This is a genomic window from Candidatus Margulisiibacteriota bacterium (assembly GCA_018822365.1).
Taxonomy (GTDB): domain Bacteria; phylum Margulisbacteria; class WOR-1; order O2-12-FULL-45-9; family XYB2-FULL-48-7; genus XYB2-FULL-45-9.
The window spans coordinates 1-21,392 of record JAHJKL010000084.1 but is presented as its reverse complement, the minus strand read 5'-3'; the positions used below and the strand labels follow the sequence as shown (position 1 = coordinate 21,392).

Genomic DNA, 21,392 nt, shown 5'->3' with positions numbered 1-21,392 from the left:
ACAAATGAATGAAGATAAATTATTTAACATTTATCTCCATGAACTGATCGAGTGGAACAATAAATTCAATTTAACTTCGATCACTGACCCGGAAGAGATCCGCAAGAAGCACTTTGAAGACTCCCTGCTCCTTCTAAGATCATTGGAGCTAAAGCAAGGATCCCTGGTCGACATTGGCGCAGGGGCGGGTTTTCCGGGAATTCCATTAAAGATCATCTGCCCAAACATTCATTTGACCCTGGTTGAAGCAACCAAGAAGAAAACCGAATTTTTGGCCCACCTGGCAGCCAGGCTCGGACTTAAAAACGTTGAGGTTGTCTGGGGACGCGCGGAGGAGGTCCTTTCCACCCGGCGCGAACAGTTTGACCTGGCGGTCGCCCGGGCGGTTGCCGAACTGAACACCCTGGCCGAATACTGCCTCCCTTTCGTTAAAATCGGCGGTCTTTTTGTCGCTTACAAGGAGCTGGCGATCGAACCGGAGATCGAACGGGCTGGCGCCTCCATAAAAAGGCTGGGGGGCCTGGTCAACCGGGTCGACAAGTACGATTCCCGGTCGCTGGTTTTTATCGATAAAATCGCTCCAACTCCGGCTGATTTTCCCCGCCGGAGCGGCATGGCAAAAAAAAGACCCCTATGATATAATCGCGCCATGGCGATAGCATTTGCGGTTGTCAATCAAAAAGGAGGGGTCGGCAAGACCACCACGACGGTAAATCTGGCCGCTTACCTGGCCACTTTCGGTAAAAAGATCCTCCTGGTCGACATTGACGCCCAAAGCAACGCCAGCGCCGGACTTGGCATTGATCGGAGCAATTTAAACCTCTGCCTGTACAACATATTGATCGAAGGGGTCCATGCTCAAGAGGCGGTTTTGAAAAGCAATATCGCCAACCTTGATGTCCTCCCCTCCACTCCCCGCCTGGCAGGGGCTGAAGTGGAGCTGGTTTCAATGTTGCCGCGTGAAACCAGGCTCAAGGATGCCCTAGCCGCGGTCAAAGATCAATATGACTACCTGGTCATCGATTGCCCCCCTTCACTTTCGCTCCTAACGGTCAACGCGCTGACCGCCGCCGACGAAGTGATCGTCCCGATCCAATGCGAGTATTACGCCCTGGAAGGGATCAGCCAGCTGACCCACACGCTGGAGCTGGTTAGGGAGAACTTAAATCCCGGATTAAAGATCAGGGGAATAGTGCTGACCATGTTCGATCCACGGACCCTCCTCTCTTCCCAGGTCGCTGAAGAGACCAGAAAGTATTTTGGCAGCAAAGTGTTTAAAACCGTGATCCCCCGCAATGTCCGCCTGGCAGAGGCCCCCAGTTTCGGCCAACCGATCTTGTTCTACGACCCCGGAAGCAAAGGGGCCGAAGCTTATGAAAATTTATGTCGGGAGGTATTAGATGACAACAGGATCTAACGCGCAAAAAAGAGGTTTAGGCAAAGGGCTTGGGGCGCTTATCCCCCAGGGGTCGGTCTTCATGGGAGGGCGGACAGTCGTTAACGTCGACATTAATTCGGTCATCCCCAATCCGCGACAGCCGCGGACCAACTTTAACAAGGAAATGCTGCAGGATCTGGCCGATTCGATCAAAGCCCAAGGGGTGATCGAACCGATCCTGACCAGGATGCGCAACGGCAAGTATGAGCTGGTGGCCGGAGAAAGGCGTCTTAGGGCTGCCAAACTAGCCGGGATCGCGGCTATCCCTTCTATTGTTAAAGATTTTACCGATGAACAGTCGCTGGAGATCGCCCTGATCGAGAACCTGCAGCGCGAAGACCTTAACCCAATGGATGAGGGTGAAGGCTATGCCCGTCTGGCTTCCGAATTCGGCCTGACCCAGGAAGATATCTCCAAAAAAGTGGGGAAAAGCCGCTCGACGGTCGCGAACATGATCAGGCTCCTCTCCCTTCCCAAGCCGATCAAAGAAAGCCTCCGCCAGAGAGAGCTCTTTATGGGGCACGCCAGGACGCTGCTCAGCCTGGACAGCGAAGCCAAACAGATAGACCTCTGGAAGCAAATGGTCAAGCAAAAAATGAACGTGCGCGACGCGGAAGCGGCCACCCAATCCAACCATCGCAAAAAAACGTCCGCCAAACGAGCCTATTCGCAAAACACCGAATTGAATTCCTTGATCGAGAAGCTGACCAACCGCCTGGCGACCAAAGTAAAGGTCTACGGCACCCCGGAGCGGGGGAGAATTGAGATCGATTATTTCTCGCGCGAAGACCTGGAAAGAGTGATCGATATTATTGAAGGGCGCAAGCGTTAAGCAGGCTTGCCGGCCGCCTGATTGAGGGCGGCGATCGCCCCCTCTACCGTGTTGTTATCTTTGGCCGCGGCGATCAGGGCCTGATATAATTTTTTGGTCTGTTCATCCTCGTTTCGCAGGTTTTTAAACAATATCGCCTCGAAGCTGGCCCTGCTAGCTGGGGGGAGGACCTTATACGTCTCTAAAAAACTTCGGACCTCATGCAGGAGTTTTTCCTCTGGTTTCATTTAGTCATTTTATCATGAATTTGGCATTATAAGATAAATATGTTACAATGACCCCAATTATGGTCAGGATTTTCCCATTCAAAGGGATAATTTACAACAAAAAGAAGCTCGCCAACCTTACCAAAGTCATGGCCCCGCCTTATGATGTTATCAGCCCGGAATTGCAGGAAGAGCTCTACGAAACCAGTGATTTCAACTTTATCAGGTTGATCCTGGGGAAAGAGTTCCTTTCCGACACTATTTATAATAACCGTTATGTACGGGCGGCCGCTTTTTTGCAGGGGTGGCTCCGTCATAAGATCATGCTCAAAGATGACCAGCCCAATATTTATGCCTACGAACAAAAGTTCAAGGCTCAAGGAAAGCCTTATTCCCGTCTCGGCTTTGTCTCTCTCCTCCGGCTGGAAGAACTTGGACGCGGCAAGGTTTTCCCCCATGAGTTCACCTACCCCAAGGCCAAGCTTGATCGGCTCCAGCTAATGCGGGCGTCCAACGCAAACTTTGAGTCGATCTTTTCCCTTTATTCTGATAAAAAAGATAAGATCACAAAAATACTGAAAGCTTTTACCAAGCGCAAGCCGGTGATCGAGGTCAAAGATGCGCTGGGAACGGTCCATCGGCTCTGGCGGGTCGACCGCCTTCCCGGGATCAACAAGATCGTTCAAGAAATGAAAGATAAAGCCGTTTATATCGCCGACGGGCACCACCGCTACGAGGCGGCTCTTCGCTTCCGGGACGAAATGAAACAAAAGAACACCAAATTCTCGGAAGACGAAGCTTATAACCACATCATGATGTACTTTACCCCGCTGGAGGGAGCCGGCCTGGTCGTCCTGCCGATCCACCGGGTCGTTCGTGACCTTCCATTTTTTGATCCAAAACTGTTCGAAGAAAATCTGGCCCAATTCTTTGACGTGTCTGTATTCCAGGCGACCGCAAAAACCACCGAAACCGTCAGAAAGAAGCTAGTCAAAGACCTGGCCAAAGCGGGAGAAAAAGGTCCGGCCTTTGGCCTCTACCTGGGACACAACCGCTTCCTGCTTCTGACCTTGAAAGCCGATCAAAACGTTGACGAGATCGTTGAAGAAGACCGTTCCCCTTCCTGGAAAAGGCTCGACGCCAACATCCTGCATCACGCTGTTTTTGGGAAGATCCTTCACATGGCCCATGAAACCGAAGATAAGATCCTCTATACCCAGAACGACGACGAAGCGGTCGCCATGGTTGACGCCAAAAAAGCGCAACTTGCTTTTCTCCTCAATCCTGTTAAGATCGAGCAGATCATTGAGATCGCCGGCAGTTTCGAGAAGATGCCCCACAAATCGACCTTTTTCTTTCCGAAACTGCTCTCGGGGCTGGTCCTGAATAACTTTGATCATAATGAAAAGATTGTTTAAACAATTTGCGGTTTTTCTGTTTGTGGCTGTGGCCGTCCCAGCCTGGTCAAGCTTTCCGCTCGCTACCGATATCGTCAAAACAACCCCACCCAACCGGACCGGACTGGAAATGGGCTATTCTATATTTCAACCGCAAAGCGGGGAACAAAAACAATTACTTTTTACCATTAAAAGAGGGATCCTGGGAAATCTTGAGTTGGGAGCGGACCTGCCGGTCTCGCTTAGCACCCCGACCGGCCTTCAGGATATTACGCTCAATGCAAAAGTTAAAGTATTACAATTTTCCAAAAGCGAAGGGTTGAGCATTAAACTTTCAACCAAGCTGGCCAATGGATCCCCCTCGTTAGGGACTGGGACAGGTTATCCTGATTATGGAATAAGCGCAATCTTTTCCCAGGGATTTGGCCTGTTGACCGGGCACTTAAACCTTGGCTACACCATGGTCGGGGTCCCGGCCGGAGCGGCCAGCGCCAATTACACCTCATATTCCCTGGAGGTCGAGACCATATATTTTGCTGACCACGGCGAACTGTTTGCCGAGATCGCCGGCAACTCTTCGGTTACTCCCGCCCCCCTGACCTTTCAGCTCGGTTCGCGTTTTTGGCTCGGCGATTACACTCAATTTGTGATCGGCTATGGCAAAGGATTATCGGACAGCGGTTACCAGAGCGCCCTGCAGGTCGGACTGACCACTGAAATATAATTGACCTCGCAATATTAACGGACCACAGCCCATAAATATGCTATATTAATTATATGCTGCAGGTAAACAATTTATCTCTTTCCTTTACCGGACATGATCTTTTTGACAAGATCAGCTTCACCGTTCATAGCGGTGAGCGGATCGGCCTGGTGGGCCGGAATGGCTCGGGCAAAACCACTCTTTTTAAGCTAATTACGGGGGAAATCGCGCCTGAAGAGGGAACGATTTCTCTGCCAAAAAACTATACCGTCGGTTACCTAAAGCAGCATCTTAGCTTTAACGAACCGACCGTTCTCCGGGAGGCCTGCCTCGGCCTTCAGCCAGGAGAAGAAGACCAGATCTGGAAAGCGGAAAAGATCTTGAGCGGGCTGGGTTTTAGCGAGAATGAATTCGACAGATCGCCCGCGGATTTTTCCGGCGGTTTCCAGGTCCGGCTTAATCTGGCCAAAGTCCTCCTCTCCGAGCCGCACCTCCTCCTGCTCGACGAACCAACGAACTATCTGGACATTATCTCGATCCGCTGGCTCAAGAAATTCCTGCAACGCTGGAACAACGAACTGATGATCATTACTCACGACCGTGATTTTATGAACAGCGTGACGACCCATACCCTGGGGATCCACCGGCTAAAGGCCAAGAAGATCGAGGGAGATACCGCCAAACTTTTTGCGCAGATCGCGGTGGAAGAAGAAAGCTACGGCAAAACCCTGCAGAAGGAACAAAAAAAACGCGAAGAGGCGATGGAGTTTATCAACCGTTTCCGCGCCCAGGCGGCCCGCGCCAGCCTGGTCCAATCCCGGATCAAAGCGCTGGAAAAAATGGGGATGAAGGAAGAGCTGGTCAAAGTCTCCGAACTGGGCTTTCGCTTCAATTCTGTCGAGTTTGAAGCCAACTATTTAATGCGGGCAGGAAATATTACTTTCGGATACATCCCCAACCGGCTTTTGATCGAGAATTTATCGATCGATATCGGCAAAAACGACCGGATCTGTGTTATTGGCAAGAACGGCAAGGGAAAGTCGACCCTGCTGCGGCTTTTGGCCGGCGAACTCCAGCCACAAGTAGGAGAGATCAACCGCCACCCGGACTGCAGGATCGGTTACTTCGGCCAAACTAACATTGAACGGCTGAATCTAAAGCTAACCATTGAAGAAGAGTTGCACCAATTGCGGCCGGACATGAAATACAGCGATATCAGGAAGACCTGCGGGGCGATGATGTTCACCGGCGACCTGGCCCTAAAAAAGATCTCTGTCCTCTCCGGCGGCGAAAAAAGCCGGGTCACCCTGGGGAAGATCCTCCTCTCCCCCACCAACCTCCTCCTGCTCGACGAACCGACCAATCATTTGGACGTAGAATCGTGCGATTCCATGATCGCCGCCATGGATGAATTCCCCGGCGCGGTCATTATTGTGACCCACAGCGAAATGTTCCTCCACCATCTGGCCAATCGACTGATCATTTTTAATGAAGACCGGGTCTTTGTTTTTGAGGGGAGCTACCAGGAATTCCTGGACAAGATCGGCTGGGAACCGGATGCACCCAAAAAAGCCAAAAAGTCCGCCAGGCACAAGGAACCCAAACGGACCGACCACAGCAAACAACGCCAGGCGATCATTAGCAAGACGGCCGAAGTTGAGAAAAGGATCGACGAAGAAGAACTGGCGCTGGAAGCGGTCAATCTTGAGATCGCGCAAGCCAGCGGCAAAAAGAGCGGCGCGGAAATTCAACAATTACAGATCAGCGCCCATCAGCACCAGCAAGCGGTCGACAGCGGGTATAAAGAGCTTGAAACCCTGATCGCAGAGCTCGACGCCTTTGACCGGAACAATCTAACGTTTCCGGTTTAACTTGTGGGTTCTGGGGGACAGGGACTTGAACCCCGATTCTCGCCTCCAAAGGGCGGTGTCCTACCAATTAGACGATCCCCCACTGATCCGTCAAAATTATACTATTTCCCTTGAAATTCTGCAATTTTTTAGACGATAAAGACTTGACATGAAGATCCAAAACAAACCTCCGTCGACCAGACCTCGCCTGACGCCTGTTATCAACCGGGCGATCGACAGGGCCGCGGCCCGGCTGTTCCCTGACGCCGGCCAATTCCATCCTAAACGGCCAATTCCGGCCGGCGGACCTTTTGACCGATTGAATATCCCGGTTGTTAAAATGACCGGCGAAGATGAGTGGAGCGGCTCATTCCAACTTGCTGGCTCTCAAACAAAATTCGCGGAAGATCTTTTCACCTTTTTTAGCCAAAACCAGCCGCAGGCTAATTTAGGCCGGCTGAAAAAAGCGCTTGAGTTTTCGGATTTAAACGGCAGCCTGCCCAATAAAGCACTGGGGATAGAGTTGCTGATGAGCTGGGGAGCCTCCCCTGATTCCGTCGCCGCTTTCATTGTACTTGATACTCCCCTGGCATTATTAAAGGAAAACAATTTTGACTCAACCCTATTAAATATTATTGCCAAGGTCGAGTTTCTCTCCCGGTTTACCTTTAACCAGGATCATGGCATAAAACAAGGCGGATTATTTATTAAAATGCTGACCGAACTCGAAGAAGACGTTGATATTATGCTCCTTGTGACCGCCCAAATCTTCTCTGAGCTCGCTTTCCATGCCGGCAAAGGGATCCATCCTTTATCATCATATGCCACTCAGGCTTTTTCTCCCTTCCTCAAGGTTCTGCACTTTTCGGCCCATGCCAAACAACTCGACGACCTTGCATTTTTAAGCTCTGATCCGGATAGATATGAGAAAATCGCCTCCTCAACCTACAGCGGAGCTTATCAAGTGGGCCCGATCCATTTGTCTGATGAATTAAGGACTGTAGCGACTTTATTGGCTGAGGAATTAAATTCCTTTACCTTTTCCTGGAGATTGAAAGGATTGTGGAGCATCGCCAACAAGCCCCGCGCTGTCCATGACCTGCTTGGCATAAGCTGTATCACGGCCTGTCCCGATGAATGCTATACAGCCGTTAACAGTCTTACCGAGATCATGAATAAACTTGGATACAAATGGCAGCCAGAAAAGTATACTGATTACATAAAATTCCCCCGCGGCAAGGACCTCAAGGTTTTTTCCAATGACAACGAACAATACTATCAGGCGCTCCATTGCGCTTTTATGAATGAGGAAGGGACCGAAGTTGAGATCCAGGTCAGATCGGCCGAAATGGAACGCAAAGCCTTGGTTGGCGCCTGTTCTCATATCAGCTACAAACTTGCCCAATTCGGCTTTGAAGGATTCTGCCTTGATGCCCCGACCGCGCGCGCAATATACGAAGCAACCCACTTTGACCTCCAGAGCAAAGGATATGCTTATGTTTATGATGACAACGGAAAGCTATACGATGTTGGGCCCAAAAAAGGGGCCGCCAGGGTTACCGTGCTTGATTTTGCCTTTCGTAAGTCCGCTGTTTTTGGCAGCCGGGTGATCGGTGGAATTATCCGAAGGCCCTTATCGGATGGCTCTATTACGGAAAAAACAGTTGGCCTGGACAGTCCCGTTGAAAGCGGCGATACAATTTCACTGATCTTAAGTAAAGAGGTGCAGCCGATCAACCGCGTCAGGTATGACGCGGCCAGAACACAACTTGCCGCTTCCTCGCTTGAACTGCTCGCTGCCGGAGTAACAGACTTTTCCCTGCTAAGCTTAAATCGTTACTCTACATCAGGCAAAAAAGCCTTTGGAGAATTGGTCAAACAGTGGGAAGCCGAGATCTTTGATATATTTGACCGCGCTTGCCCGGTCAACTGCGAAAATACTCGCAAGATTCATTATTCCCGGGCCAGGTTGACCAATCAAGCCGGCTTCCATGACGAGGAGACCTTCTATGCCGCCCTTGGCCTCAATAAAGGGACAGAAAACCTTATCCTGAAGCGAACGAGCAGAATGCTGCAAGAGGCCTCCGTTGTAACCGGTTGGAAAGGAAAGACTATTTATGTGTTGTTCAACAACAACTATCGCGGCGCGCTCGTCCGGCTATTTACTTTTCTAGCCGCTACCAGCTCCCGGGTTGATTCCTTCAATTTACACACAAGCGAAGGCGCCTACAGCCTGGCGGAATTTTCACTGGGGTCGCTGGATCAACAAATAGCCGACAATTTTACCGGCCGGTTGATCAATCTATATAAACATACCAGCGCGTCAAACCCTTTTCCAACCCGTCGGCAGCAAATAGAGATCAAGCTCCGAATTTCACCAAAAGAGCTGGCAATGGCGGTTGAATCGGTGATCTCTCTTGGGGAAAACATCGCATCCTTCACGACAAAAGAAAAATTCCTCTCCAGCGGACTGGAAATCACCGTTGTTGTTCTTTCCAGCGCCTCGCCCGGGCATATAGAAAGCAGGCTGAAAAAGCAAAGTAACGGACAGATTAAAAGGATCAAACTCCGGACTGTCGTCTAAAGTTCGTGACAAGAAGCTCTGCCAGTTCCGGGGTTAAAACCTGGCCTCTTCTGGCCATGACCAATTTAACTCCGGCCAGGAATTTTTCTAGATCAACCCTTCCCTTTTCTCCCCAGGCAAAGTTCGGCACACACTTCGCGATCATCCCGCCGCCAAAAACATTGGCCCCAAGCCCGATCACCGCACCGGTCGGGATAAGGCTCCCAATCCCCAGCTTGACGTGATCACCGATAAGACAGCCCAGGAACCGCTCTCCGCTGTCTAGCGTCTCGCCGTTTATCGTCATCTTTACCGTCCCGTAAGTGTTTTTAAGGTTGGAGTTGGTCGTTCCCGCCCCCAAATTGACCCACTCCCCAATATATGAGTGGCCGATAAAACCATAATGCGCTTTGTTAGAATAACCGTGAAATATCGAATGGGTCACTTCTCCGCCAATCCGGCACTCCGGCCCGATGTAAAGCGGCCCGCGCAGATAGCTTTGCGGCCGAACGACCGTATTGGCCCCGATATAGATCGGTCCGCTCCGGGCGTCGAGCACCGCCAGCGCTTCAATTTGCGCCCCTTCTTCGATCAAAATATTTTCCGGCGCGTATAGGACCGCTGTAGGATGGGCCAGCCCTTTGATCTTTGTCCCAATAACTTTCAGGTCTTTCTCCAGGGCCCCCTTCAGGCCGGAGATAAGTTCCCAGGGATGGTTGATCTCCGGATGTTCCCGCAGGGTAAGAGCGCCGCAACGCAGCGCTTCAGCTTCGCGCAGATAAGTTAATGGGTAAAAATTCTCTTTGTTCATTCGGCTTTCCTTTTATATTTCGGATCTTCAAAGCTGTAGGTAAAATGGGTGTGCGTTTCGTAGCGCCCTTCCAGGATCGCGATCACGTCTTCAATAAAAACCAATTCTTCGTCGGTCGGGATCACATATACTTTAACCGGAGAATCGTCAGTGGTGATCAATGATTCCTTGTCCCTGGTATTAGCCGCGGCGTTCCGCCTGCTGTCCAGGATGATGCCGATGTTTTCCAGCCCCCCCAAGACCCGCTCGCGAAGACGGAAATTCCGCTCTCCTCCGCCGGCGGTAAAAACGATCGCGTCTACCCGGCCCAGCGCCGCCGAGTAAGCTCCTATATATTTTCGCAGTCGATAGGCTTCGATCTGCTGGGCCAGCTTTGCCCGGTGGTCGCCGTCATCGGCCGCCTTATCAACATCGCGCCTGTCCATGAATTTGCCGGTGATCCCAAGCAGTCCGCTCTTTTTATTCAATATCTTTTCCAGTTCTTCAACGTAAAACCCTTCTTTCTCGATCATGAACAAAATGATCGACGGATCAAGGTCGCCGCAGCGGGTCCCCATCACCGCCCCTTCCAACGGTGTCAATCCCATGCTGGTATCAACCGAGATCCCTCCCTTTATCGCCGTGACACTAACCCCGTTCCCAATGTGCATGGTGATCAGATTGGTCTCAAGCGGGGTTTTCCCCATCAGGGCCGCGGCCCGCCGCGAAACATAAAGGTGGGAGGTTCCATGAAAACCATAGCGCCGTACCCCGTACATTCCGTACCATTCGTAAGGTACCGCATACAGATAGGCTTGCTCCGGCATCGTCTGGTGAAAAGCGGTGTCAAAAACAGCGACGTGGGGGATGTCGGGCAGAACTTCTTTAGCCGCTTCAATTCCCATAATATTTGGCGGATTATGGAGCGGGGCCAGGTCCTGCACTTCCTTGATCGCCGCCAATACCTCGTCGTTGATCATGACCGAACTTTTAAATTTTTCTCCGCCATGGACAACCCGATGGCCAACCGCCACGATCTGGCTTAGATCGCCAAGGATCCCATATTGCTGATCGGTCAAAACTTCAATGATCGATTTCAAAGCGCAGCGATGGTCCTGACATTCAAATTCTTTTTTCACTTCACCCTTGCCGGGAAGGGTAAAAGAGAGAAAAGAGCCGGAAATCCCGATCCTTTCCACCTCACCACTGGTCATGGATTTTCTTTCCCCCGATTTATACAGCTTAAACTTGACCGAAGAGCTACCGCAATTTAAAGCCAAAATTATCATATATCTTTCCCTTTCTATCAATAATTACCGCCCGGGCGGCTAGTTTCTCTGCCAGCGCCATCCCCTTTTCCGGTCCAAGCACAAAGATCGCGGTCGCGAGAGCATCGGCGATCGCCGCGTCCTGCGCGATAACGGTCACCCCTAAACATTTTTCGGCTTTCTGGCCGCTGCGCGGATCGATAATGTGGCCCGGCTGCTCGTATCCGCCGGAAGTCGCCAGTGTTTCTCCGTCATTTAAAATAACCGCGCCGAGGATCCTGTCACGCCCCCCCGCGCCGGTTAACCGCGGGTCAAGAACCCCGATCTTCCAGGAGCGGCCGATAGCGGCAATGGAGGACCGCATGTCGACCAGCGTTTTATTCCCTTTTTTCCCTCCCAAAAGTCGCTTGATCTTTTCGATCGCAAATCCCTTGCCGATCCCGCCAAGGTCTATCTTCATCCCCTTCCGAGCGAGAAAAACCGTTTCCGCCTGGCTGTTCAATTTAATCTCGCGCCAATTCCCATGTTCTCCCAAAGAAATATCAAAGGCGCCACCCGAAAGATCGGCGATCAAAAGCGAGAGGGCTATAACATCAAAGGTCTCACGGGAAACTTTTACCGGATTTAGTCCGGCCGCCAGGTTGATCGCCGCAACTTCACTGCTGGGATCAAACCGGTTAAAAAGATCGTTCAAACGCCGGGCCTCAGCGATCGCCACCTCCCGGCCATCCCCCTTGACCCGCAATGCCGTCCCCATGGTATAAATTGTTTTTTCTCCTGGATACAATAAAAACAGGCTAAGCCCAAGAATGGAAACGATCAATACAATTAGTACCAGGTATTTATTCATGGAATTATTATCACTATAATGATATAATATATATACAGATTAATCAATTGTATGAACAAGGTCAAAGGGCTAAAAAATAAAGATCTCCTCGGCCTCAAAGACCTCTCCCTAGAGGAACTTCAGCTTATTCTAAAGACCGCTATTTCCATGAAAGAGGTCATTAGCCGACCGATCCCCAAGGTCCCCACGCTCCTGGGCAAACACCTGGTCACTCTTTTCTATGAACCTTCAACCCGGACCAGGACCTCATTTAATATGGCAGCCAAGGTTCTCTCCGCCAACATCACCAATGTCGCCTTATCGTCATCGAGCATCTCTAAAGGGGAAAGCCTGATCGACACCGCAAAAAACCTGGAAGTGATGGGGGTTGATGCGATCATTATCCGCCATAATATGGCCGGCGCGGCCCACCTGCTGGCCAGCCAAACCAGCGCCTGCGTGATCAACGCCGGGGACGGCTGCGACGAACATCCAACCCAGGGGCTGCTGGATATCTTTACGATGATCGACAAAAAGAAGAGCGTCAAGGGGAAAAAAGTCCTGATAGTCGGTGACATCGCCCATTCGCGGGTAGCCAAATCAAACATCTGGGGGTTAAACAAACTGGGGGCAGAGGTCGTAGTTGTTGGCCCTCCCACCCTGATGCCGGCCGGGATCGAAGGATTAGGGGTCAGGGTTTCCTATGACCTGGACAAGGAATTAAAAGAGGCCGAGTTTGTTAATATGCTCCGGATCCAGCGGGAGAGGATGGACAAAGGGTTCTTCCCCTCGATCAATGAGTACGCCGAGCTTTACGGGCTCAACGCCGAACGTCTGAAAAAAGCCAGACCCGATCTGGTCATTATGCACCCGGGACCGATCAATCGGGGGGTAGAAATGACGTCAGAGGTGGCCGACGGCCCCAATACGGTCATCCTTGAACAGGTTACCAACGGGGTCGCGGTCAGGACCGCCCTTCTCTTTTTACTGCTTAGCGGGAAAAACCAGTCTACTTCAGCGTGATCGCCTGGACCGGACAAGCATCCGCGCAGGCCCCATTTCCATCGCAAGCTTCAGGCCGGGCTAATTTGGAAACATTATCCGCCAGGTCTAAGGCTTGTTTTGGGCAGACATCAATACAAATGCCGCACCCGGTGCATGTCGTCTCATCAATTACCGCTTTTTGTCCTGCTGCCATGTTATTTTACCCCTTTCATCAAATGGATCTCGTCTAATTTTCGCCGGACTTCTTTTATTTTGTTCCCGGCTAATGGATATAAATTAATTATAGCAAATGCCAGGCCAAAGGCAATCATCGGGATCACGATGACCAGGGCCGATATCCCGGCATAAAAAGCTTTTGGCTGGGTAAAGACATATGGGTTGTAACCGCATAATAAAAAGATCGAGCTGATCGTCAACGACTGGATCACAATGGCAAAGCGGCTCACAAATGAGCGGATGCCAAAGAACATCCCTTCCCGGCGCCGGCCAGTCGCTACCTCGTCCTCATCAATAATATCGGAAAGGACCACGTCAGAAACCATCAGATAGCCGGCCAGCGAAGCGCCAAACAGGGCTGCGGCCAGCATTACAATATTAGAGGCGCGGCTAAAGAGCAAAGGAGAAAGGCTTAGCGCCATTGCGGCAACGGCGGCCATCATCGCGACTTTTGCGCCCTGACGGACAATGATCATCCGCCAGACAAAAAGCATGGGAAAAGCAATAAAAAAGGCCAAAGCGAATAACAGCGTGACTTCCTGAGGGCTTCTCTCCAAAACATATTTTACGTAAAACGGGATCGAAGCCAGCAAGGTAATGAAACCAAAGGAGATCATCAAATCGGCCGCGACATACAGCATAAATGATCGGTCCGCCAAAGTCACCTTCAAAGCCTGGAACAAAGGAAGCGACGGCTCCCGGCTAAACTCCTTCTTTTCCCGGCAGCCAAACAGCGTGATCAGCCAGAGCAAAGTGATCATCAGGCCAAAAAACAACCCCATGTTTTCCCAGCCAAACTTCGTAAAGATCTGCGGGGGGATAGCGATTCCGAATAAAAAACCAAGCAAAGCAAAGCCCTGGCGAAAAATATTGACCAGGGAGCGCTCTTTTAGCCCGCTAAACATCTCGGGAAAAAGCGAGGACCAGTTTAAAACCACGATCGTGTAGAAAGCGTCAAACAAACAGATCAGGGTGACGAAGTAAAGGAACAGGAAATACGGCTCGTCAAGGCCAAAGAAAGGGGCTCGCCATAAAAAATAAAAAGCCAGGCCAAGCGGGATCGCGCCTAACAAGATATAAGGAATCCGGCGGCCGAACCTGGAGTGGGTCGAATCCGACAAAAATCCGGCGAGCGGGTCATTGAGCGCGTTCCAGAGGCCGTAGATGAACATGGCGGACCCGGCCATATAGACCGGGAGCCGCATCACGTCCACATAATAAAAAATAATATAAGCGGCAAAGATCTGATAAGCTAACGAAGTGGCAAAAGCTCCAAGGCTGTAGTTTAACTTTTTGAACATTCGTTAAATATTTATCGCGTCTACCGGACAGGCGCCGGCAACATCTTCCAGACTGCAGTTTTCGCTGTCATTTTTGATCGCCTGGGCTTTTCCTTCTGAAGTCATGGTAAAAACATCCGGGCACATATCAACACAAACACCGCATCCGATACAGAGAGCTTGGTCGACTGAAACCATCGTTATCCCTCCTTGTCTTATTTAAGATTTAAAAGCTGGGAAATCTTCGGTTTATCAAACCCAACCACGATCTGGCCGTCGATCTCCAGGACCGGGACCCCCATCTGCTTGGATTTGGCGATCATCTCCTGCGCCGCGGCCTGGTTGACCGAAACATCAATGTCAGCAAAGACGATCGAATGCTCGGTTAAAAAACTTTTGACCATCTTGCAATATGGGCAGGTTGGGGTCGAATATACTTTGACGGTCGCCATATCTCGCCTCCTTATGCCTGGTTGATCTCGTTGAGCAATTCATTGACATCAAGGCCATGGACTTCGGCCGCCTGGGCAATGGTCTCGCCGGAGGCGATGACGCAGCCGATACAATGCATCCCTTTCCCCATTAAAACCGCCGCGATGTGCGGCTTCTTCTTTAGGGCATCGGCGATCGTCGTTTCGGCGGAGATCGTTTCTTCCATGATATAAATTATATCATATTATTGCAGGGCGATAAACTGGCCGACTATTTGCTCCATCGCCAAGTTAACGGGGGGAGAGAGCCCTTCGCCAAAACCAACCGCTTCGGGCTGAACCCCCAAAACAAGGACCTGCAAAACAGGTATGATCTGAACCAGATGCTCGGCAAAGGTTTTTAAAGAAAGGTCATGGGTGGAGAACCCCTTTAGCAGGATTTCGGCGGAATTAAACAGGGCAATAGTTCCCGGTGCGGCGCCAAAATCAGCCGCGTCAATGATCAACAAAAGGTCCGGCTCAAGCCCGGCAATTTTGCCAATGTAGTTTTCCGGGGTCGTTCCGGCATCGATCAGCGGGTATTTGACAAAACCGCGATCAATTAACTTGCTGATAATAAGCGGGCCGAGCGCGTCATCTTTTTTAAGCAAGCTGCCAACTCCCATGACCACGGTCCTCTCCCCAAGTAAAGTTTTTAAAGCTACCACTGCTCGGTAATGATCATTTCGCGCCGGCAATTTGGGCAAAGAAGCCGGAGGTGCCCGCCCCGGCGGTGGGGAGTCTTTTCCGGCTGCGAAGAATAAAGCTTAAGCTCGGCCCCCCTCGCCATCAGCAGGGTAGGATTGGCATAGAGCAAATGCCCGACTTTTTTAGCGAGGAATCGGAGTTGGTCTTCCGGGGCCAGGACCCCGCCGCAATGTTCGCACAGGACGAGTTTTTTTGCCGAACTGGTCGTTGACTTGCTTCGGTCATAGGTCGATAATTCGTATTCGGCGGTCAACTTTATCCCCTTTTCGGTGATGCAGGCCCGTTCGCACTCCCCGCAGTAGATGCACTGGTCCTGGTGATGAATCAGTGTCCTGGTCTTGTGATCGTCGATCACCTCGATCGCCCTGGCCGGGCAAACCTCGGCGCAGGCACCACAACCGACACACTCCTGTTCATAGAATTGCGGTTTGCCTCTAAAACCGGGCGGGACCGGCGATGGAACAAACGGATAACGCCTGGTATAAGGGCCTAAAATAATGGCCCGAATAGCCTCGACCAGGATGCGGAGCTGGAAAAGACCGGGCAACTTCATTAATTAACCCCCAAGATCAATTTTCCGTAACCAGTCCCATTAAAAACCGAGATCACGGCCGGATTGATCAAGTATTGGCTGACCAAAGGGACAAAAAGTCCGATCCCGAAACAAACAAAGGCCAATACGACCAGTGGCATGATCATGGTCAACGGAGTTCGCTCTTTAACTTCAGAAGCGACCGGGCCAAAAAACACACCTTTTAACAACTTAAGATAAGCCGCCAAAGTCAGGATACTGCCGGCGACGACGACCAAGGCCATAAAAATGTTCCCCGCCTGGGCAAACGCAAAGATAATAAATAGTTTGCTCCAAAACCCATTGAAAGGAGGAAGCCCAGAGATCGCCAGCGCGCCGATCATTGCCGTCGCTGCAATGATCGGGATCCGCGAAAATAATCCGCCAAGCTTTGTTAGGTCCCTTGTCCCGGTCCCCTTTTCAACCGCTCCGGCATTGAAAAAAAGCAACGGCTTGATCAAAGCATGGTTAAAAGCATGGAACATCCCTCCCATCAAGCCAAGAGGGGTCGCCAAGGCAAAAGCCGCAATTATTGTGCCGATATGGGAAATGCTGGAATATGCCATTAAGCGCTTGATGTCCTTCTGGCCGACAGAAAGTATCCCGCCGATCAAGATCGATATGGCGCCAAGGGCCATCAGAGCCAGAGAACCTTGGGGGGTTAGCCCAATGACATTAAAAATAATTCTAACTAAAGCATAAATTCCCAAGGTTTTAATAAAGATACCGGAAAGAAGGGCCGAGATCGAACTTGGCGAAAGAGCATCCGGCAGCCAGCTATGAAAAGGGACCAGCGCCGCTTTAGTCCCAAAGCCGGCAATAAAAAGGGTCAAGACCAGGCTTTTTACCCTCGGATCGACGGCGGCAAAAGATTGTGAGATCACCGCCATATTAAAGCTGTTGGTCAATCCAAATATTATGCCAATGCCGATTAATATCAAAAGAGAGGAGATCTCCCCAAGAATAAAACACTTGAAAGCCGCCTCGATCCCTCTTTTATTGTCCCCGAATATAATTAACGCGTAAGCTGAGAACGAAGCGATCTCCATAAAGACAAACAAAGTAAAAATATTGCCGGTCAAAAGCAGGCCATTTATGCCGGCGATCATAATAAGAAGAAGGGCGAAGTAGCTTTCCCGTTTAGGATAGTTCTGCATGTATTTGATCGAATAGATCATCGCCAGCCAGCCAATAAAGTTCGACATTAAAAGGAAAAGATGGTTCAAGCCGTCCAGGACCAGGCAGCTCCCTCCCAACAAAAGCGATCTTTCAACATTGAACAAAACGATAGAATTATACGGCCTGACAAAATAAAGCCCCAATGAAAAGATGAACAATAAAAAAACAGCCAGGTTCGCCGCGGCAACAACTCCTGGTTTTTTTTGTCGGGACAAGAGAAGAACCAACAACGCGGACGCCAAAGGGATAACGATAAACGCCGGCAATAAAAAGGTCATCCGTTCAGCTCCTTCATTTCATTGACATCCAGACTGCTAAATATTTTTTGCGCCCTGGTCAGGACCGCCAAAGATACCAGGGTTACCGCCAGAATTATCATGGTCGTCCCCCAATGCCTGTAGCCAAGCAGAACCAGGAAAAGATCAACGGCAAACTCCATGATCAACAATCCAACGATAATTTTATAGATATTCCTTTTGACCATCACGCAATACAGGCCGATAAAAAAAACAACTAAACAGCCTCCGTATTCAACCATTTATTCGGGCTCCTTTGTTTTGTTGCTTCGGAGAATCGACATGGCCGCGATCATCGCCACCGCAATGATCACCAGCATTCCTAATACATCATAGAGCCGGACCGTCTTTAAATATTCCGTTGAAAGCCTCAAGGGTGAGGGAAAGGCGCAAAACACCGGCCAGAACAAATAAAAAGCCGCCAAAACAAAGCCGGCTAATCCAAGATAGCCAAAGAGCGAACCTGGCGGCTCTTTTTCCCTAAAGATCCTGTTTATTTCCAAATTGTTTTTTATTAACCAGATGATTCCGCCAATAACCGCCAGATGGAATAGAGCAAATAGATACAAGGAAAACAGAAGAAACACACTGACCAGGCAGATGCCGATCCCAGCCAGGGCAATAGTTGAGCGGCGCAGATCCGTTGTCTCTGCGGCTATTAGCGCGCAAATAATTGCGATCAATATTATTCCGTTCAGGATCATTATTTAACTCCTAAAACATAATTAAACCGACTAAAACAATCCCGGCCAGCAACCAGGCGACATAATTCTGGAGCAAGCCATTATGGCAGGCGCGCGTAATATCGGAAAGCCATTTTACCGCCGCCGCGGTTGAATCATACGGCTTGATCTTTTCACTTAACTGGTATATTTCCTTGAACGGCTCGGTTTCCTTGACCGTATTGTAAAATTCGACCCCGGTCACCCGAGTCTCGGCTTCCGGCAGGATCTCTCCCCCAACATATGGCAGTTTAACAGTTGTCCGGCTTGCTCCACCCAGCCAATATAAGATCAACCCCAGTAAGATTCCCCCGGCTATTAATAGGGTCGCTGCCCCGGAATTCCATAAGCCGGTGATCGAGACGCCCGGGATCGCCGGCAGGATCAGATAATTTAATGGGAAATACATAAAGACCCCGAACAATACACAAATCGCGGCAACAATTCCCATTGGCAAAAGCATGCTCCAATGAACCTCTTTTGCCTGTTTGGCTTCATTGGTCCCGGGAGTTAAAAATACCGCGTGGATGATCTTCACAAAGCTAGCCAGGGTCAAGGCACTGCCAAACATCGCCGCTGCCAGCCAGAGAAAGCTCAGTTTCCCCAGATCAAGCAAGCCAAGATAGATCAGCCATTTGGAAGCAAAGCCATTGAATGGAGGAATTCCCGAGATCGACAGCGCGGCAACCAGGGCAAACCCGAACGTCCAGGGCATAACAGACGCCAGGCCTCCTAATTCCCTTAAATCATCTGTCCCGGCCTGCTGCTCCACCGATCCCGCGACCAGAAAAAGCAAGTATTTATATAAGGCATTGTTGATCAAATGAAAAAGCCCGCCCGCTATCGCGACCGGAATGCCGCTCCCGATCCCCAGGATCATGTAGCCGACCTGGGAAACGGCATGGTAAGAAAGGAGTTTCTTCATTTTGTGCTGGACCAGCGCCGCCATAACGCCGAACATGATAGTGGCGGAGCCGATCAGCATCAAAACAATTGAAATAAAAGAATTTGGCACCATGACATAAACGTCTAAACAGAGCCTGGCCAGCAAATATATCCCCAACAGTTTGTCCAGGGAAGCGGGAAGGAAAGCCAGCCCGGTAGCCGGGGTCGTTTCGGCGGCGGCCGGGACCCAAAAGTGGAGGGGGAGCGCGCCAACTTTTGCCAGAATGCCGACCAATAGAAAAACGAAAGAGAGAATGGCAACCGCGCTGGTCAGCTGGACCTTAACCACGCCGATCATCGGGGTCGCGGTCAGCGCGGAAAGGATCCCAATGCCGCAGAGCATGAGAGCGTCAGACCCGCCGACCAAAAGAAGGGTCTTTTGGGCCGCCTCCCCACCTTTTTCGACGTCAATACCGATCAGAAGATAAAGCAAGACTCCCAACCCGCCCCAAAAAAAGATCAATAAAATAAAGTCGGCGGCAAAGAAATAACCGGCCGACAATCCCAAAGAGAGCATAATGTAGGCATAATATTCCGCGAGCCGGGGTTTACCGCTCATGTAAACGATCGAATATATTATGACCAGCAGGGTCAAGAGTGAGGCCAGGACAAAAAGGGCGCTCCCCAAAAAATTGGTCCTAAGATCGAGGACCGGAACAAAAACAGTCGGATTAAAATAGACCGATACGGCCAGACCAAGCGTTGCCAGCGCGCCGGCAAGGGCAACCCAACCGGCAAAGCGGCGTGCCACAAGGCAAATAATCCCGATAATGATCGGCACTCCTAATACGGCAAGCAGCATTTTGTTAACTCCTGGCTTTTCGCCTGATCTCTTCGGTTCGTCCCTGGCTAAGCCTGACCAACTCTTCGCCGGTCAATAATGTTTTATTGTTTTGCGAGTCGATCGCCGCCATTCTTTCGGTACAACAATAGCAGGGATCGACCGCCGCGGTGATCAAAGCGGCGTCGGAAATCTTCTGGCCAATAACCGTTTTCTTAAATGAAGGAACGTTCATGAACGAAGGGGCCCTGATCTTGTGCCGCTCTGGATTGTTGGAGCCGTTCGAGCGGCTATAGTGGAAAACTTCGCCGCGCGGCGCTTCATGTAAGCCGATCCCTTCGCCAATGCCGATCTCCCTGATCTCGGCCGCGATCGGCCCGGGGGCCAGTTTCTTTAATGATTGGCGGATGATCTTGGCCGACTCAAGGATCTCCAGCAATCTGACGACCGACTTGGCGTAGACATCCCCTTCCTGCAGGACGATCGCTTCGAATTCAACTTCCTGATAATTGGCATAGGGGAGGTCCTTCCGGTTATCGATCGCCAGGCCGGACCCGCGGGCGACCGGACCAACCACCCCCAGATCGATCGCGTCCTGTTTTTTCAAGATCCCGATATTTTTTGTCCTGGCCTGGATGATCGGATCTTCGGAGACCGACTTAGCGAGCATGGCGGTAAATTTTTCCACTTCATCAATCGCCCGGAGCAGGCCCGGAACATCTTCTTCCCTGATATCCCGCCTGACCCCCCCTACCCTGAACATATTGTAATGATTGCGGTTCCCCGAGATAACTTCAAATATGTCCAGGACCGGTTCGCGGTATTTCCAGGCCCACATAAAGACGGTGTTGTAGCCGATAAAATGTCCGGCCAGCCCGACCCACAGCAGGTGGCTGTGGATCCGCTCCAGCTCGCCAATGATCATCCTGATATACTTCGCCCTCTCCGGAACCTGGATTCCGGAAATGTTCTCCACCGCCTGCGTAAAGGCAAAAGGATGAGAGGTGGAACAGATCCCGCAGATCCGCTCGACCAGAAATACCCCCTGGTCATAGGTTTTGTTCTCGAGCAACTTCTCCACTCCCCGGTGGTTATAGCCGACCCGGACATCGGCATCAACCACCGTTTCGCCGTCAACATAGAACTTAAAAAATTCCGGTTCTTCCAGCAGCGGGTGGAACGGCCCGATCGGTATAATATTCTGTTTAGCCATCGGGGCTCCCCGGTAATTCGTTCTCTGATCCAAAGGTTTTTTTGCGGAGCGGATACTCTCCGGCCGGCCAGTCGTCCGGCAAGAGAAGCCTCTCCAGGCGGGGATGTCCGACAAAAAAAAGTCCGAACAT

The 21,392-nt window shown here is 50.8% G+C and carries 25 protein-coding genes and 1 tRNA gene; 8 read left to right on the top strand and 18 right to left on the bottom strand.

The window, feature by feature from the left end; all coding sequences use genetic code 11:
* The first annotated feature begins 4 nt into the window (after positions 1-4).
* Genes rsmG through KKF06_08190 form a run of 3 tightly spaced genes read left to right on the top strand, consistent with a single transcriptional unit; the run spans position 5 to position 2,270 of the window.
* On the top strand, positions 5-637 hold the full coding sequence (rsmG, locus tag KKF06_08200; GenBank protein MBU1617733.1) for a 16S rRNA (guanine(527)-N(7))-methyltransferase RsmG: 633 nt from the start codon (positions 5-7) through the stop codon (positions 635-637).
* 12 nt (positions 638-649) lie between these two features.
* Entirely contained in the window at positions 650-1,417 is a 768-nt protein-coding gene (locus tag KKF06_08195; GenBank protein MBU1617732.1) for an AAA family ATPase, read from the top strand.
* Positions 1,401-2,270: a ParB/RepB/Spo0J family partition protein gene (locus KKF06_08190; GenBank protein ID MBU1617731.1), complete on the top strand. Its 870-nt coding sequence runs from the start codon at positions 1,401-1,403 to the stop codon at positions 2,268-2,270. Before KKF06_08195 ends, KKF06_08190 begins: the two co-directional genes overlap by 17 nt.
* On the opposite strand, the gene KKF06_08185 is transcribed toward KKF06_08190, so the two are convergent.
* Positions 2,267-2,497: a hypothetical protein gene (locus tag KKF06_08185; protein ID MBU1617730.1), complete on the bottom strand. Its 231-nt coding sequence runs from the start codon at positions 2,495-2,497 to the stop codon at positions 2,267-2,269. The two genes, KKF06_08190 and KKF06_08185, sit on opposite strands and share 4 nt — an antisense overlap.
* A 47-nt stretch (positions 2,498-2,544) precedes the next feature.
* On the opposite strand from KKF06_08185, the gene KKF06_08180 reads away from it, so the two are divergent.
* From KKF06_08180 to KKF06_08170, 3 genes are read left to right on the top strand one after another with little or no spacing between them, the layout of a single operon-like run.
* Positions 2,545-3,894, top strand: coding sequence for a DUF1015 domain-containing protein (locus KKF06_08180; GenBank protein MBU1617729.1), 1,350 nt, complete (start codon positions 2,545-2,547; stop codon positions 3,892-3,894).
* Positions 3,878-4,597 carry a hypothetical protein gene (locus KKF06_08175; GenBank protein ID MBU1617728.1) on the top strand — a complete coding sequence of 240 codons (720 nt, stop codon included), beginning with the start codon at positions 3,878-3,880 and terminating at the stop codon, positions 4,595-4,597. Before KKF06_08180 ends, KKF06_08175 begins: the two co-directional genes overlap by 17 nt.
* A gap of 53 nt (positions 4,598-4,650) precedes the next feature.
* Positions 4,651-6,447, top strand: coding sequence for an ATP-binding cassette domain-containing protein (locus tag KKF06_08170; GenBank protein ID MBU1617727.1), 1,797 nt, complete (start codon positions 4,651-4,653; stop codon positions 6,445-6,447).
* Between the two features lie 10 nt (positions 6,448-6,457).
* On the opposite strand, the gene KKF06_08165 is transcribed toward KKF06_08170, so the two are convergent.
* Positions 6,458-6,529 (bottom strand) — tRNA-Gln (locus KKF06_08165).
* A gap of 66 nt (positions 6,530-6,595) precedes the next feature.
* Here KKF06_08165 and KKF06_08160 point away from each other — a divergent pair.
* A complete protein-coding gene (locus KKF06_08160; protein MBU1617726.1) occupies positions 6,596-9,010 on the top strand; it encodes a hypothetical protein in 2,415 nt (804 codons plus the stop codon).
* On the opposite strand, the gene KKF06_08155 is transcribed toward KKF06_08160, so the two are convergent.
* Genes KKF06_08155 through KKF06_08145 form a run of 3 tightly spaced genes read right to left on the bottom strand, consistent with a single transcriptional unit; the run spans position 8,988 to position 11,897 of the window.
* Positions 8,988-9,800 carry a hypothetical protein gene (locus KKF06_08155; protein MBU1617725.1) on the bottom strand — a complete coding sequence of 271 codons (813 nt, stop codon included), beginning with the start codon at positions 9,798-9,800 and terminating at the stop codon, positions 8,988-8,990. The two genes, KKF06_08160 and KKF06_08155, sit on opposite strands and share 23 nt — an antisense overlap.
* Entirely contained in the window at positions 9,797-11,068 is a 1,272-nt protein-coding gene (locus KKF06_08150; protein MBU1617724.1) for an acetate kinase, read from the bottom strand. Before KKF06_08150 ends, KKF06_08155 begins: the two co-directional genes overlap by 4 nt.
* A complete protein-coding gene (locus KKF06_08145) occupies positions 11,040-11,897 on the bottom strand; it encodes an FAD:protein FMN transferase (protein ID MBU1617723.1) in 858 nt (285 codons plus the stop codon). The genes KKF06_08150 and KKF06_08145 overlap by 29 nt, the downstream gene beginning before the upstream one ends.
* 51 nt (positions 11,898-11,948) lie before the next feature.
* Between KKF06_08145 and KKF06_08140 the strand changes: the two genes are divergently transcribed.
* The gene (locus tag KKF06_08140; GenBank protein MBU1617722.1) at positions 11,949-12,899 is read left to right on the top strand and encodes an aspartate carbamoyltransferase catalytic subunit; all 951 of its coding nucleotides are present in this window, start codon (positions 11,949-11,951) and stop codon (positions 12,897-12,899) included.
* On the opposite strand, the gene KKF06_08135 is transcribed toward KKF06_08140, so the two are convergent.
* The 13 genes from KKF06_08135 to KKF06_08075 all read right to left on the bottom strand — a co-directional run.
* Positions 12,886-13,074: a 4Fe-4S binding protein gene (locus KKF06_08135; GenBank protein ID MBU1617721.1), complete on the bottom strand. Its 189-nt coding sequence runs from the start codon at positions 13,072-13,074 to the stop codon at positions 12,886-12,888. The genes KKF06_08140 and KKF06_08135 overlap by 14 nt on opposite strands.
* A gap of 1 nt (position 13,075) precedes the next feature.
* Positions 13,076-14,398, bottom strand: coding sequence for an MFS transporter (locus KKF06_08130; GenBank protein ID MBU1617720.1), 1,323 nt, complete (start codon positions 14,396-14,398; stop codon positions 13,076-13,078).
* A gap of 3 nt (positions 14,399-14,401) precedes the next feature.
* Entirely contained in the window at positions 14,402-14,575 is a 174-nt protein-coding gene (locus KKF06_08125) for a ferredoxin (protein ID MBU1617719.1), read from the bottom strand.
* 17 nt (positions 14,576-14,592) lie between these two features.
* On the bottom strand, positions 14,593-14,829 hold the full coding sequence (locus tag KKF06_08120) for a glutathione S-transferase N-terminal domain-containing protein (GenBank protein MBU1617718.1): 237 nt from the start codon (positions 14,827-14,829) through the stop codon (positions 14,593-14,595).
* An 11-nt stretch (positions 14,830-14,840) separates the two neighbouring features.
* On the bottom strand, positions 14,841-15,035 hold the full coding sequence (locus KKF06_08115) for a DUF1858 domain-containing protein (protein ID MBU1617717.1): 195 nt from the start codon (positions 15,033-15,035) through the stop codon (positions 14,841-14,843).
* Positions 15,036-15,053: 18 nt separating this feature from the next.
* Entirely contained in the window at positions 15,054-15,515 is a 462-nt protein-coding gene (locus KKF06_08110; GenBank protein ID MBU1617716.1) for a hydrogenase 3 maturation endopeptidase HyCI, read from the bottom strand.
* Positions 15,509-16,108: a 4Fe-4S binding protein gene (locus tag KKF06_08105; GenBank protein ID MBU1617715.1), complete on the bottom strand. Its 600-nt coding sequence runs from the start codon at positions 16,106-16,108 to the stop codon at positions 15,509-15,511. Before KKF06_08105 ends, KKF06_08110 begins: the two co-directional genes overlap by 7 nt.
* Positions 16,108-17,583: an NADH/ubiquinone/plastoquinone (complex I) gene (locus KKF06_08100; GenBank protein MBU1617714.1), complete on the bottom strand. Its 1,476-nt coding sequence runs from the start codon at positions 17,581-17,583 to the stop codon at positions 16,108-16,110. The genes KKF06_08105 and KKF06_08100 overlap by 1 nt, the downstream gene beginning before the upstream one ends.
* Positions 17,580-17,843: an NADH-quinone oxidoreductase subunit K gene (locus tag KKF06_08095; protein ID MBU1617713.1), complete on the bottom strand. Its 264-nt coding sequence runs from the start codon at positions 17,841-17,843 to the stop codon at positions 17,580-17,582. The genes KKF06_08100 and KKF06_08095 overlap by 4 nt, the downstream gene beginning before the upstream one ends.
* Positions 17,844-18,305 carry a hypothetical protein gene (locus KKF06_08090; GenBank protein MBU1617712.1) on the bottom strand — a complete coding sequence of 154 codons (462 nt, stop codon included), beginning with the start codon at positions 18,303-18,305 and terminating at the stop codon, positions 17,844-17,846.
* 10 nt (positions 18,306-18,315) lie between these two features.
* Positions 18,316-20,070 carry a hypothetical protein gene (locus KKF06_08085; protein ID MBU1617711.1) on the bottom strand — a complete coding sequence of 585 codons (1,755 nt, stop codon included), beginning with the start codon at positions 20,068-20,070 and terminating at the stop codon, positions 18,316-18,318.
* Between the two features lie 4 nt (positions 20,071-20,074).
* The gene (locus KKF06_08080) at positions 20,075-21,262 is read right to left on the bottom strand and encodes a nickel-dependent hydrogenase large subunit (protein ID MBU1617710.1); all 1,188 of its coding nucleotides are present in this window, start codon (positions 21,260-21,262) and stop codon (positions 20,075-20,077) included.
* Positions 21,255-21,392: NADH-quinone oxidoreductase subunit C (locus KKF06_08075; GenBank protein ID MBU1617709.1), on the bottom strand; the 138-nt coding region annotated here is incomplete at its 5' end. The genes KKF06_08080 and KKF06_08075, both read right to left, overlap by 8 nt.

Coding starts and splice junctions, on each gene's coding strand:
- KKF06_08120 (MBU1617718.1), bottom strand. CDS start 14,829: ATGGCGACCGTCAAAGTATATTCGACCCCAACCTGCCCATATTGCAAG.
- KKF06_08175 (MBU1617728.1), top strand. CDS start 3,878: ATGAAAAGATTGTTTAAACAATTTGCGGTTTTTCTGTTTGTGGCTGTG.
- KKF06_08150 (MBU1617724.1), bottom strand. CDS start 11,068: ATGATAATTTTGGCTTTAAATTGCGGTAGCTCTTCGGTCAAGTTTAAG.
- KKF06_08195 (MBU1617732.1), top strand. CDS start 650: ATGGCGATAGCATTTGCGGTTGTCAATCAAAAAGGAGGGGTCGGCAAG.
- KKF06_08135 (MBU1617721.1), bottom strand. CDS start 13,074: ATGGCAGCAGGACAAAAAGCGGTAATTGATGAGACGACATGCACCGGG.
- KKF06_08125 (MBU1617719.1), bottom strand. CDS start 14,575: ATGGTTTCAGTCGACCAAGCTCTCTGTATCGGATGCGGTGTTTGTGTT.
- KKF06_08100 (MBU1617714.1), bottom strand. CDS start 17,583: ATGACCTTTTTATTGCCGGCGTTTATCGTTATCCCTTTGGCGTCCGCG.
- KKF06_08085 (MBU1617711.1), bottom strand. CDS start 20,070: ATGCTGCTTGCCGTATTAGGAGTGCCGATCATTATCGGGATTATTTGC.
- KKF06_08090 (MBU1617712.1), bottom strand. CDS start 18,305: ATGATCCTGAACGGAATAATATTGATCGCAATTATTTGCGCGCTAATA.
- KKF06_08105 (MBU1617715.1), bottom strand. CDS start 16,108: ATGAAGTTGCCCGGTCTTTTCCAGCTCCGCATCCTGGTCGAGGCTATT.
- KKF06_08160 (MBU1617726.1), top strand. CDS start 6,596: ATGAAGATCCAAAACAAACCTCCGTCGACCAGACCTCGCCTGACGCCT.
- KKF06_08145 (MBU1617723.1), bottom strand. CDS start 11,897: ATGAATAAATACCTGGTACTAATTGTATTGATCGTTTCCATTCTTGGG.
- rsmG (MBU1617733.1), top strand. CDS start 5: ATGAATGAAGATAAATTATTTAACATTTATCTCCATGAACTGATCGAG.
- KKF06_08130 (MBU1617720.1), bottom strand. CDS start 14,398: ATGTTCAAAAAGTTAAACTACAGCCTTGGAGCTTTTGCCACTTCGTTA.
- KKF06_08140 (MBU1617722.1), top strand. CDS start 11,949: ATGAACAAGGTCAAAGGGCTAAAAAATAAAGATCTCCTCGGCCTCAAA.
- KKF06_08170 (MBU1617727.1), top strand. CDS start 4,651: ATGCTGCAGGTAAACAATTTATCTCTTTCCTTTACCGGACATGATCTT.
- KKF06_08155 (MBU1617725.1), bottom strand. CDS start 9,800: ATGAACAAAGAGAATTTTTACCCATTAACTTATCTGCGCGAAGCTGAA.
- KKF06_08185 (MBU1617730.1), bottom strand. CDS start 2,497: ATGAAACCAGAGGAAAAACTCCTGCATGAGGTCCGAAGTTTTTTAGAG.
- KKF06_08080 (MBU1617710.1), bottom strand. CDS start 21,262: ATGGCTAAACAGAATATTATACCGATCGGGCCGTTCCACCCGCTGCTG.
- KKF06_08190 (MBU1617731.1), top strand. CDS start 1,401: ATGACAACAGGATCTAACGCGCAAAAAAGAGGTTTAGGCAAAGGGCTT.
- KKF06_08095 (MBU1617713.1), bottom strand. CDS start 17,843: ATGGTTGAATACGGAGGCTGTTTAGTTGTTTTTTTTATCGGCCTGTAT.
- KKF06_08115 (MBU1617717.1), bottom strand. CDS start 15,035: ATGGAAGAAACGATCTCCGCCGAAACGACGATCGCCGATGCCCTAAAG.
- KKF06_08180 (MBU1617729.1), top strand. CDS start 2,545: ATGACCCCAATTATGGTCAGGATTTTCCCATTCAAAGGGATAATTTAC.